This window comes from Pseudomonas agarici (assembly GCF_001543125.1).
GTDB classification, from domain to species: domain Bacteria; phylum Pseudomonadota; class Gammaproteobacteria; order Pseudomonadales; family Pseudomonadaceae; genus Aquipseudomonas; species Aquipseudomonas agarici.
The window spans coordinates 3991747-4004071 of the sequence record NZ_CP014135.1; the positions used below are offsets into that span (position 1 = coordinate 3991747).

Genomic DNA, 12325 nt, shown 5'->3' on the forward strand with positions numbered 1-12325 from the left:
TATCCTGGCGAACGGCACTGCCCGCCGGGATACCGGGCTATTGACCGATCACCGTGCTGCCTGCAAATAGTCCTCGTCCGAGACGGCTTCCTGCCAGACGGTTTTGCCGATCGAGGTCGCCAGATGAACCATGAAGTGGCTGGTGTCGGCGCCGTGCCAATGGCGCTCGTGCGGACCGATCCACACCGTGTCGCCCTGGCGAATGACTTCCGGCTCGCGGCCTTCGACGCAGATCCAGCCGCTGCCGGCGCTGACGTAGAGCACCTGGCCCTGCTCATGGCTGTGCCAGAACGTGCGCGCACCCGGGGTGAACGACACGTTGTTGATCGTCACGCCATCGGTGGTGGGCATCACCGGATCGGCCCAGACCACCCCGGTGAATGTCGACGAGCGTTGCTCTGAAACCGCGCCATGGGCGTTACCGTGAATAACCTTCATGCCTTGCCTCCTGATGATGGTTCGTGAAGCCGGATGCCACCGGACATGTCGCCAATGGCATCCACGACTTTGTTGCTGATTTGATCGCCGTAACCCAGGGCCACCTGCAGGCCGAAGCTGGCCAGCGGCCCGGACGCGTTGAGTGACGCGACGCCGAGTTCACGGGCGCGTTCGATGTAGAGCACGACGTCCTTGCTCATCAACTTGCCGGTAAGCCCGCCTTCCAGGTAGTTGCCATCGACGATGTAGGGAAAGCGGCTCTGGGTGGCGAAGTTGACACCGCTGCTGCTGTTGAGCACATCCAGCAGGCGGTGAAGGTCAAGCCCGGCTTTCTTACCCGCGATCATCACCTCGGCGGTGGCTGCCAGGCTGACCGCATTGAGGAAGTTGTTGAGCAGCTTGGTGGTGTGCCCGGCGCCGCTTTCGCCCATGTTGAACACCTGGCTGGCAATGGGTTCGAACACCCAGCCCAGCGACTCGATTGTCGCAACGTCACCGCCCACCATCAGCGTCAACGTGCCTTTTTGCGCGGCAGCGGCGCCACCGGAAATACCGGCATCGATGTACTGCACGCCGCGTTTGGTGAACAGGCCATTCAAGCGGATGGTCGAACTGGCGGCAGCGGTACTCAGGTCGACGATCGTCTGCCCTTTACGGCAATGCCGCAGAAGGCCGTCGATGCCCTCCACGACCGCCTCAACCACTTTGCTGTCCGGCAACGACAACAGGATGATGTCGGCCTTGTCCGCCACCTCGTGGATGGAGCCTGCCAGTTGCGCACCGGCAACACGCACTCGCTGCGGGTCGGTGTCGTAACCGAGTACCGTCAAACCCGAGTCGACCAGGCAGCGGGTCATCCGGCCGCCCATGTTGCCGAGTCCGACAAAGCCTATTGTTCTGTTGTTCACGGCAGTTCTCCTGATGTTCAAAACGACGGGTTGTGGCCCCGTCAGAAGTCCACGTCTTTGGTTTCCGGCCCCATGAACGCGCCCAGCGTGCCGATGATTCCACCCATCAACAGCAGGACCGCAGGCGTGACGGTAAACGGCATGACCAGGCCGAGCCAGTTCATGTAAAAGGCGTAAAAAGAAGGAATGATCACTGACAGGCTGAAGCCGACACCGAAGCCCGTTGCCCGCACATCCGTGACAAAACGTTCATTGATATAGGTCACGATCACGCCCCAGGGCGCAGTCACCACCACCGACAACACACAGACCAGGAACATGATCAGCGCCAGCGACAGCCCCGGCACATTGGCCAGTACGTACATGATTGCCGCGCCCAGGATCGCAATGGTTGGCCCCAGAATCAGGAAGAAGCGGCGCCGGCCGATTTTCTGTCCCAACATGCCCGAGGCGATGTAGCTGAAGAACAGCACGGTGTAGGAAATCAGCAGCGTGGCTGTGACTTCAAATCCGGACAGGTGCAGGGTTTTCACCAACAATCCGGTCGGCAGGAAAATCGTGATGATGTTTTGCGTCAGCCAGAAACCGGTCATCATCACCAGCACCTGCAGCAGGTTACGGCCGCTTTTGCCGCGCAGAAGATCGGTCAGCGGCAGCTTGTCCTTCGGTTTGCTGGCGTCGACTTCCCAGATTTCCGATTCAGACACCGCGAACACGTAGTACAAGGCCAACACCCCGGCCAGCAGCGCGCCGACCACGAACGGAATGCGCCAGCCCCATTGCACATAGGGCGAGTCGGCACCGGCCAGGGGGAAGAGTGCGAACATCAACATCGCGACCAGGTTGATGCTGACGTAGGCAAGCGGGAATCCGGCGATGATCAGCCCGCCGACAAAACCACGCTGGTGCTTTTTCGAATACTCGATGGCCAACGGCATGGCCCCGGTGTAGCCGCCGCCGAGAAAAACTCCATCGATGAACCGTAGCAACACCAACAACAGGTAAGACCAGATGCCGATGCTGTCATACCCCGGCAACAGCGCGATCAATAATGTCACCACGCCAAAGCCCGTCACCGAATAGATCGATGCCATCCGTCGCCCCGTGGTATCGGCGATCATGCCGAACAAGAGGGCACCGATAGGTCGTCCCAACAGCGTGGTGATAAACACCAACGAGGCGAGAATGGCTTCCATGCCGGTCGACAGATTGGTTGGCTGAAAATAGAACAGCACCGGGGCCAGAACCACCACCGGCAGGTAGATATCGAACATGTCGATGTACTCGGAGAAAAATGCCCCCTTGATGGCATTTTTCCTCTTTTTTTCAATCGACTGGTCCGATTCAATCTGTCGGACGGATGCATAGGTAGCCATGACGTATCCTTATAATTATTGTTGAGACGTTAAGCGTGGTATCGAATAGGCTTGGGGTCAGTGCTGATCAGCCTGCGCTTCATAAGCCTTGATCGCTTCAGAGGCGACCCGAAACGCGGCAAGCCCCACCGGAACACCGCAATACACCGACGCCTGTGTCAGTACCGCGCGAATTTCCTCTTTGGAAACCCCATTCTTGAGTGCTCCTTTCACATGAACAGCGAGTTCATGGTGCTGGCTCATGGCCGTTAGCAGTGCCAGATTGATGATGCTGCGCGTCTTGAACGCGAGTGTGGAATCACCCCAAATCTCTCCCCAGCAGTATTCGGTGACGAGCTTTTGCATGGGGCGGTTGAAGTCGTCGGCTGCTGCCCAGGATTTCTCGACATGGCTTTCGCCTAAGACCTCCTTGCGATTTTCGAAGCCTTTGACGAAGCGCTCGTTGTCTTCCATTGTCTCTCTCCAGTAGGCATATCGTATTATCGAGTTATTGTCATACAATCAAAACGGTTAAATTTTTTTGGGCGTGAGATGCCTCACCTCCCCAAAAATTATCGCCATGAAACCTAACTGCCGGCGTAGCCGACCATGGATTTGACCTCAAGGTATTCGCGCAACCCATACTCGCCCCATTCCCGACCGTTACCGGACTGCTTGTAGCCACCGAACGGTGCCGCGAAATCGGCGGGAGGATAATTCAAATGCACGCTACCGGCCCGCAGGGCGCGCGCCACCTGACGTGCGCGTTTCAGGTCGGCAGATTGCACATAGGCCGCCAGACCGTAGTTCGTTCCATTGGCGATCTCGATGGCTTCGGCTTCGCTGTCGTATGCCATCATCGAGAGCACGGGTCCGAAAATTTCCTCTTGCGCGATAGTCATTGCCGGCGTGACCCCGGCAAACACGGTAGGCTTGACGTAATAACCGCGAAAGATGCCTTCCGGCAGACCCGTCCCGCCAATCACCAGTTGCGCGCCCTCCTCGATGCCGGTCTGAATCAGCGCCTGTACGCGGTTGAATTGCGCCTGATTGACCACCGGCCCTAATTGAGTCGAGGCTTGGTCAGTGGGACCGACGCTGAAGGCTTGCGCCGCACGTCTGGCAATCTGTATCGCGGCGGCCATCAATGGACGGGGAATCAGCATCCGGGTGGGGATCGAGCAGGACTGGCCACTGTTGGTAAAACAGGCGGCGACACCCCGGGTCACGGCATCGTCCAGATCAACGTCGTCGAGTAGGATGTTGGCAGACTTCCCGCCCAACTCCTGGGCCACTCGCTTGACCGTTTCGGCGGCGGCTTTCGCCACCAGCACGCCCGCCCGCGTCGATCCGGTGAATGACAGCATATCGATGCCCGGATGCGCCGCGATGGCTGCTCCCACACCAGGCCCGTCACCGTTGACCAGATTAAACACACCGGGTGGCACACCGGCCTCATCCAGTACCTCGGCAAACAGCAGCGCACTGAGCGGGGAATACTCGCTCGGTTTGAGCACCATGGTGCAACCGGCCGCCAGCGCCGGGGCGATTTTCACCACGATCTGATTGATGGGCCAGTTCCACGGCGTGATCAGCCCGCAGACCCCGATCGGTTCGAAGCGCAACAAGGTACTGCCTTGAGGCTGTTCGAACGCAAAGCGCTTGAGCACTTCGATCAGTTGATTGAGGTGCAACGGGCCACGCGGTACCTGACCTTTGCGAGCGAAGGTGATCGGTGAGCCCATTTCCACGCGCATCGCTTCGGCGAAGTCTGCCTCGCGACGCTCATAAATGGCCACGATGCGCTCAAGCAAGGCGATGCGCTCGGCAACGCTGCGTTCGGCATAATCGGGTAATGCGCCACGGGCTGCCGCGACGGCGCGATCGACGTCAGTGGCGTTGCCCATTGCCAATCGGTCGACAACGGTTTCGGTTGCAGGGTCGATGACCTCGAACCATTTGGCAGAAGCTGGCGCCACCCATTGTCCGCCGATATAGAAACTGGCTGCGCGAGACATTCGATTCACTCCGTTACTGAATGATGGATTGCTGCTGGCAAAAAACCCGGACGAGCACTCATTCGCCGTCGTTGTCGACCAGCAGTCTGTACATTTCGGTGTGGTCGGTGGTGACTGTCGCCTGCTTCGACACATCGTCCCAGAGCGCGGTGGCGGTTTTCCCCAGGCGCATGGGGTAGCCGAGCGCGTCGGCCAGGCCCTGGGCAATCTTCAGATCCTTGTTCATCAACTGCATCGAGAAGCCGGAACCGAACGAGCCGCTGAGCATGAATTGCCGGGCCTTGTTTTCCGAGGTGTTGCTGCGCCCGCTGGAGGCATTGAGCACATCGACCATCACATCCGGGTTGATACCAAACCGCTCGGCCACGTGCAGGGCTTCGACGGTGGCCATCAACCCAGCCGCCGAGACGTAGTTATTCAAGGCCTTGGCCGCATGGCCAGAACCGGCGGTGCCGATGTGCAGAATGTTCTTGCCCATGGCGGCGAGCACCGGCTGACAGCGCGCCATCACCCCCCCATCGCCGCCGACCAGGATGGCCAGCGTGCCCTCTACCGCCCGTTTGACGCCGCCGGAAACCGGTGCATCAAGGTAATCGAGTTCCAGGGCCTTCAATTTCAGTGCGAGATCACGCGAGCGCGCCGGCTCCGAGGAGCTCATATCGATCACCACCGCGCCCGCTCGCAACGACGCCGCCCACCCCTGCGTGCCGGCACTGCCCAGCAACACGCTTTCGACGATGGCGGAGTTCGGCAACATGGTGATCAGCACATCAAGGGATCGGGCATTGCCGGCATCGAGGGCTGTCGCCTTAAGTTGGGACAGTGTCTGCGTCAGACGCCCTGCATCCGCGTCGGCGAGGAACAGCTCATAACCGGCTTCTGACAGGCAGGTCGTCATCGGCCCCCCCATCATGCCCAGCCCGATGAAGCCGATTCGTTGCGATTGAGTCATTTCCAAGCCCTGTTGTTTTTTGTCGGGTCATGCCTTGGCGGCTCTCGTCAGCACAGTGGCTGTTTCGAGGCCTACCAGTGATTGGACTAAAACTATATGACTGTCATACAATCGGTCAATAGGATAATCAGCCTATTTTTTGACCGATACCTTCCTCAGGAGATTCAAATGATTGTTGAATGGCGTATCTACCACTGCGCACCGGGGCGCCTTCCTGCGTTGCACGAGCGCTTTACCAAGACGACGTTGGGGTTCTTCGAGAAGTATGGCATCGAGCAGGTGGGCTTCTGGACGACCCTGGCCGGCCCGACGAATCAGGCGCTGAGCTATCTGCTCAAATGGGCAAGCCTTGCCGAGCGCGAAGCGAAATGGAATGCGTTCCAGGCAGATCCCGAGTGGATCGCCAAACGCTCGCAAAGCGAAGCACAGGGCATTATCGTCGAACGGATCGAGAACCAGTTTCTGGCGCCCACCGCGTATTCGGCACTGCGTTAAGGCAAGCAGGGTCAGCCGCCCACTGACGTTCGTCAGCGGCGGCCCGACTCCTACGGGATCAATGTTCTTCAGGCGACTGGGGTGGCGTGGCGTTGCTCCAGCAACTCCAAAACATTTTGCGAGGCATTTTCCACATGCCGCAACGCTGCCGCGCACGCGCCGGCTTCATCGCGAAGTTGAACCAGCCGCACGATTTCCTTGAGTTCTGCCAGGGTATGCACCATGCGCCCCTCGCGCCCCAGGGACAGCGCGCGCAACAGACTGACGCGATTGTTGAGTTGTTCGAGCATGCCGCCGACGACGGCGCTCTGCTCAATGTCGAGCAGCACGTGATAGAAACGCTGCTTGATATCCAGCAACGCCGTGCCGTCGCGCCGAGCGATATGGGATTGCTGAACGAATTCGTCAAAGACTGTAGCCAATTCGGCAACGTCTTCGTCACTGGCATGGCGCACGAAATTGCGCACCGCCAGCACCTCCAGAGCCCCGCGCACGTCGTATATCTGGATCGCATCCTTGGCATTTACCGAAGCGACATACGCCCCACGATGCGGGACTTGCTCCACCAGGCCTTCTGCTTCCAATTGCCGCAGCGCCTCGCGCAACGAGGTCCGACTGACATCCAGGGCCGTGTAGAGTTGTTGTTCCACAAGGCGATCGCCTGGCTTGAACCGACCGGAAATGATTTCGTTGCGTAGGGCATCCTGCACCTGATGCCGCAATGAAGCCGCCTGGCGGTGAACTTTCATAATGTATTCCCAAAACCTTAATAGTAGTAATGATGCGAGTAGGCGGTCTCTCGCCGGGAACTGAATTCCCGAGCGCCCTGGGCAACCCTGCCCAACGGCCAGCGTTGATGCCGCAAGTCAATATGATTGTATGACACGAAACCCTACAAACCATACAGAAGAAAATTGTGTAATGGAAAGGGGATACAGGCAAAAGGCCAGACACGCGCCATTTCATCGACCGGATTGCACCGTGCCAGCGCTGAAACGCATGACCGGTCGATCTCCCCCACACTTCGGCGGCCTGACCGGCGCACCGCAATCCTCGTAACTCATGCACGGACAACGTGCGGCAATCAGCATCCGCATGTCGTGGGCGAGCCTACGCACGATCAGCAATAGTGCCTCTTTCGCACCATCGAGCCCGGCTCATGGCCAGTTGCCATTCGATGAACGTGGACTCGTTTTAATCGTTCATATTGGCTCTCTTTTCCCCTATCAAGTGTCGTATCTTTTATGCCTCGATAAAAAAGGAGGGATATCATCAACCCTACAATGAAAAGGCGTTGAGAGCTGATTTTCTCCAGCCCTCGGGACGTTTGGACAAGCGTTTCAGGCGCTCCGGCCGCTGCCGGAACGTTGACCCAGAACGCCACATGCTCCAGCCCCAGGCATCAGGAGCCAAGAGTTCCCCACAAACAAAAAGACAGAGGGGTGCGTTTGCATGACCATGAAATACCGAGCTTCCGAGCACTCTGCGCTGCTCAAGGACCTGACCGATCGCATTCACTTCCTCGGTAGCGAAGGAAAGATTTGGCTTGATGAGCAGCGGATGTTGTTGATGCAGGTTGCCGCGATGGCGTCCTTTCGCAGAGAGCTGATCGAGATGATTGGCGAAGAACGCGCCAAGGGCTTTTTCCTACGCCTGGGTTATCAGTCCGGACTCAAGGATGCCGAATTGGCCCGCAAATTGAGGCCTAACGGCAGTGACATCGACATGTTCCTGATAGGCCCTCAGTTGCACTCGCTCAAGGGCATGGTCAAAGTCATTCCACTGGTCATGGACATCGATATCGAGGCAGGCACCTTCTACGCCGATATCGAGTGGGTTGACTCGTTTGAGGTCGAAAATCACCGGAGCGAACAACTGCATTCCGAGCAACCGATTTGCTGGATGCTGCTCGGATACGCGATCAGCTATTCATCATTCTTCATTGGTCGCCAGATCATCTACAAGGAAGTCAGTTGCCGTGGCTGCGGGGACCAGCTATGTCGCATCATCGGTAAGCCCGCCGAGGAGTGGGAGGATGCCGATACATTCATGCGCTACTTCCAGAGCGATCCCATCATCGATGAACTGCGCACCCTGCAGCTTCAGATCGATAGCATGAACCAATGCCTCCAACTGCATGCGGGTCAGTTCTACGGGATCGGTCGGTCGGCCAGTTATCGAAAGACCTGTGATCTGATTGACAAGGTCGCCCCAGGAAAAGCATCCGTGCTACTGCTAGGTGAGACCGGAGTTGGCAAGGAGGTCATCGCCCGTAGCCTGCACTTGCGCAGTGAGCGCGCCGGCGGTCCGTTCATTGCACTGAACTGTGCGGCGATCAGCCCGGACTTGATTGAAGCCGAGCTGTTTGGTGTCGAAAGAGGCGCCTATACCGGCGCTCAACAGTCTCGTATGGGCCGTTTCGAACGGGCACACGGGGGCACTCTCTTTCTCGATGAGATAATCGAACTCAGTCCGCGTGCGCAGGCAACTTTATTGCGCGTGTTGCAGGAGGGAGAACTCGAGCGGGTGGGCGATAGCCAGACCCGCCGAGTCGATGTTCGTATCATCGGTGCCACACACGAAGAACTCGGCCAGGCCGTGCAAGAAGGAAGATTTCGAGCCGACCTCTACTACCGCTTGAATGTCTATCCTGTGCGCATTCCCGCACTGCGCGACCGTCGCGAAGATATTCCGTTGTTGATTGAGCATTTCCTGGAAAAGCTCCACCGAAGCTACGAGAAAAAGACCCTCGGTTTGTCCGATCGTGCCAGCGAGGCATGCCTGCGCTACGACTGGCCTGGCAACATTCGTGAACTTGAAAACCTGATAGAGCGTGGCGTGATCATCACTGACAATAATAAAAGTATATCGGTGGAGGCACTCTTCCCGCACATGTCAGTAGAGGCCCTGAGCATTGGGCTGTCGAGCGACGGTAACTTGATCAGCCAGGCACTTCAGCCTGCGGATGACTGGGTGGATAAGCTGCTCGATCTTGGGGTGAGTCTGAATGATTTGGAAGATCAACTTTTACAGGGTGCCATGGATCGCGCCAATCAGAACGTCTCGGAAGCTGCGCGACTACTGGGCATGACTCGACCAGCGCTGGCCTACCGCTTGAAGAGGCTGCCGGAAGCTAAAGATCAAGCGAACTGATGCGGTTATCGAGGTGCTACTGGCCGCCTGTATCTGGCGAGCTCTGCGGGCAGCAGGGTTGAATGTGGGCGAAAATGCCTCTATCCGTTCCCTCGCCCGCCAGCCTTACATGAAGGTATAGGTATAATTCAGGTATAAGCGGGTTTGATCTATATCGTAGCCTCCCTGCCCGTCTGGCACGCCTGTTCGATAATTCGCACGCCGCAGAGTAAACCCGAGCCCTTTAGCGGGCCCGGACTGGATAACATAATCAACGCGCAAGTCGCGCTCCCACTCTCTGTAAGTTTCATTTAAACCTTTAGCATCTTTGATCCCCGTGGCATGCAGGTAAGCGACAGCGGCTTTCAATCCAGGGACGCCAATACTCGCAAAATCAAAGCTATACTGTCCAAACGTGGTATTTTCACCTGCGCGGACAAAAGGGTTGGCCATCGAATCGGTAAAAAGATAATAGCTGGTGCCAATCTCGCCCTCCGGACGCCCTCGTCCATCAGCCACACTGCCGTTATTGACAACAACCATCCCCCCGTCGTCACCTACCTGTTGGTGTCCCAGCAGAAAGGCATGTCCCGCGAGAGTATAAGTAAAAAACGCCGACCAGGTGTCGTTGTTTACTTCACCGGCATGCTTGGCGAAACCACCATTGTTATTAAACAGATACCCCGAGTTTCCATTACGGCCGTCTGATCGACTGTTAAAGTATCGCAAATCGGTTTTAAAGCTTTGATTGGGTGTCATCTGCCAGGTGTGAATAAGACCGAAGAAGTTCTGCCGATAATAATCCTCGAGCGTGGCATAGTAATACTGCAAGGTCAGGTTATTCCGAACCTTCCAATCCGCGCCACCGAACCAGAAGCCATTCGAACCATGAGTGCCACCATTGGCGGCAATACCGGCCCAATTGGATGAGGCTCGGGCAATCTCGCGATTTAATCGGCCAGCGGTAATGACAACGTTGTCGATGTCTTTGGAGGTCACCATTGCCCCCTGGTAGGAGGCCGGTAGGAGGCGACCGTCGTTGCTCACTAGAATGGGGAGATTCGGTGCCAGGGCATTACCCGCTTTTGCCTCCGTCTTGGAAAGCTTTATCTTTACCGCGCCACGAAGGCTTGACCACTCGGCCACCGGTGTCCCGTCAGTGTCAACAGGCGTGAAGTTGTTAGCTGTCGAAGTTCCGTGGTTGTCAATTCCGCCGCCCAGATTTATGCCCATGATGCCTTGCAGGTCCAGGCCAACCCCTAACGTCCCTTCGGTATAGCCAGACAGATAATCAAACTTGAGGCCGGTGGCCGTTTGGCGCTGGTCAGCATCTTGCTCACGATTATCGGCCTCAAGATACAAAGTCCGAGAATTTATACTAGCTTTAGAATCTTTCAGGAAATCCGCACTGGCCGACTGTGCCCCTATGACACCCGCCGCAAAACCTGCTGCGACAATAGATGCCCGGCAAAAATTTATCTTAAACACGTGCTACTCCTTTGGCTGATCTTTTTCTTATGAATGGTGCGCCGCGAGTATTTTTTATTAAGACTTCTTAAGGCCTGCTGTATCGAATTACAGACTCATACTGCCAGTAGCTGAGTAATCTCTTTCAGCGTAGGCAGTGTTTCCAGTGACATAACTTTCTGTTGTAGTGTTTGTGCTGCTTCAGCATTAAGCACCTTGCCTGCACAACTCAAATACTTCTCGACAATGAGTTCAAAGGGTGCTGGCTGTTCTGCCGTTCGGCCATCGGGCCGGTCAAGTTGCAAAGACAGCTCTCGACCGTCTTCCAACACTATCTGTAGTAAGGTGAGGTAATTACCTTCGCTAGCCAGTGAAAGATTCGTATGGGGCCCAGCTTTTACTTTTTGCATGAGTGCATGCGCTTCCGGGGCTGAATACGCGGCCTCGATAAAGCTGTCGAGAACAATGCGGCCATCCAACAGACCCCGAGCCAAGCAATACTGCACACTGAACTTCGCATCCAATGCGTTACGCAGGATCGGCCGATTCACATGGGTCAAGCGCAAAGGATGAATCTGTACGTCAATGCGTTTGATATCATCGGCACTAAATCTGTGTTCCCGTTGCAAGGCAAACAGAGCATCCAACGCCGCGTGCGTGCTGTCACAGCACGGGTAGAGTTTAATACCGATGCCCGGCGCCTCAATGTCCATGGGAGAACCCCATCCACTGAGCGCACGTTCACGATCAAAGTTGCCCGGACCGTTGAAGACGTTGAAGAACCCTTGGACATGCTCGAAGGCATCCAGACTCGCGGTCATTCCCTGCTCCACCAGCAACGCGGCCATCAACCCATTACGCGCACAATGTCCTACATGGTAAGGCTTGGTCATGGTGCCGAAATTGGCCTTGACCCCCGATGACAGCGATACGCACAAAGCCAACGCCGTCGCGGTTTGTTCTTCGGTCAGGTTCAACAACTTGGCACAGGCAGCCGCCGCGCCGAATACTCCCAGCGTTGCGGTCGGATGCCAGCCCTTGTCGTAATGAACGAAGTTTACGCTACGCGCCAATCTTGTTTCCGTTTCGAAGCCTGCGATAAACGCTAACAACAACTCTTCACCCGAGCACACATGGTTTTGCGCCAAGGCAAACAACGCCGGTAAAATCGGTGCGGACGGGTGACCACCCATGGCCATATTAACGTCGTCAAAGTCTAATGCATGGGCGGCGGCGCCATTGACCAGAGCAGCACACAGCGGTTCGAGGCGCTCGTTACGGCCGAATAAAATCGCATGACCGATAACGTTCAAACCTGGAGTTTTCAGTAGCGTCTCAACGACAGGCTCATACGCGCCCGCTAGCGCGCAGCCTAAAGTATCCAGTATGACAACCTTCGCATTATGTATCGCCTTGGCTGATAAATCAGCCGAAGTAAGGCCCACGATGTGCGAAGCCAGCGCACGTGTCAGTTCCATATCATTACCTGCTTATTATGTAGGTGGGCGCGATCAAACGGCCCAGTCAAGGCGAACTGAGTTATCCACGCGCACTTGCAAC

General features: G+C 56.7%; 11 protein-coding genes. 2 read left to right on the plus strand and 9 right to left on the minus strand.

The features are described from left to right. Window positions 1-48: 48 nt before the first annotated feature. The 6 genes from AWM79_RS17580 to AWM79_RS17605 form a co-directional block, all read right to left on the minus strand. A complete protein-coding gene (locus tag AWM79_RS17580) occupies window positions 49-438 on the minus strand; it encodes a cupin domain-containing protein (protein ID WP_017132927.1) in 390 nt (129 codons plus the stop codon). After that, window positions 435-1346, minus strand: coding sequence for an NAD(P)-dependent oxidoreductase (locus AWM79_RS17585; RefSeq protein ID WP_060783404.1), 912 nt, complete (start codon window positions 1344-1346; stop codon window positions 435-437). The genes AWM79_RS17580 and AWM79_RS17585 overlap by 4 nt, the downstream gene beginning before the upstream one ends. Window positions 1347-1387: 41 nt before the next feature. Continuing rightward, on the minus strand, window positions 1388-2722 hold the full coding sequence (locus AWM79_RS17590) for an MFS transporter (protein WP_017132929.1): 1335 nt from the start codon (window positions 2720-2722) through the stop codon (window positions 1388-1390). Window positions 2723-2779: 57 nt separating this feature from the next. Further along, window positions 2780-3175, minus strand: a complete 396-nt coding sequence (locus tag AWM79_RS17595; RefSeq protein WP_017132930.1) for a carboxymuconolactone decarboxylase family protein — start codon at window positions 3173-3175, stop codon at window positions 2780-2782. A gap of 113 nt (window positions 3176-3288) precedes the next feature. Then, entirely contained in the window at window positions 3289-4719 is a 1431-nt protein-coding gene (locus AWM79_RS17600; protein WP_060783405.1) for an aldehyde dehydrogenase family protein, read from the minus strand. Window positions 4720-4777: 58 nt separating this feature from the next. Then, the gene (locus AWM79_RS17605) at window positions 4778-5671 is read right to left on the minus strand and encodes an NAD(P)-dependent oxidoreductase (RefSeq protein WP_017132932.1); all 894 of its coding nucleotides are present in this window, start codon (window positions 5669-5671) and stop codon (window positions 4778-4780) included. A 168-nt stretch (window positions 5672-5839) separates the two neighbouring features. On the opposite strand from AWM79_RS17605, the gene AWM79_RS17610 reads away from it, so the two are divergent. Continuing rightward, window positions 5840-6166, plus strand: a complete 327-nt coding sequence (locus tag AWM79_RS17610) for an NIPSNAP family protein (RefSeq protein WP_060783406.1) — start codon at window positions 5840-5842, stop codon at window positions 6164-6166. Window positions 6167-6234: 68 nt separating this feature from the next. Here AWM79_RS17610 and AWM79_RS17615 read toward each other — a convergent pair whose 3' ends face one another. Then, entirely contained in the window at window positions 6235-6915 is a 681-nt protein-coding gene (locus tag AWM79_RS17615) for a GntR family transcriptional regulator (protein ID WP_017132933.1), read from the minus strand. Between the two features lie 703 nt (window positions 6916-7618). On the opposite strand from AWM79_RS17615, the gene AWM79_RS17620 reads away from it, so the two are divergent. After that, on the plus strand, window positions 7619-9319 hold the full coding sequence (locus tag AWM79_RS17620; protein WP_060783407.1) for a sigma-54-dependent Fis family transcriptional regulator: 1701 nt from the start codon (window positions 7619-7621) through the stop codon (window positions 9317-9319). A gap of 105 nt (window positions 9320-9424) precedes the next feature. On the opposite strand, the gene AWM79_RS17625 is transcribed toward AWM79_RS17620, so the two are convergent. Next, complete coding sequence (locus AWM79_RS17625) at window positions 9425-10786, minus strand: OprD family outer membrane porin (RefSeq protein WP_156430124.1); 1362 nt, start codon at window positions 10784-10786, stop codon at window positions 9425-9427. A 95-nt stretch (window positions 10787-10881) separates the two neighbouring features. Then, window positions 10882-12243, minus strand: a complete 1362-nt coding sequence (locus AWM79_RS17630; protein ID WP_060783408.1) for an MmgE/PrpD family protein — start codon at window positions 12241-12243, stop codon at window positions 10882-10884. Window positions 12244-12325: the final 82 nt, after the last annotated feature.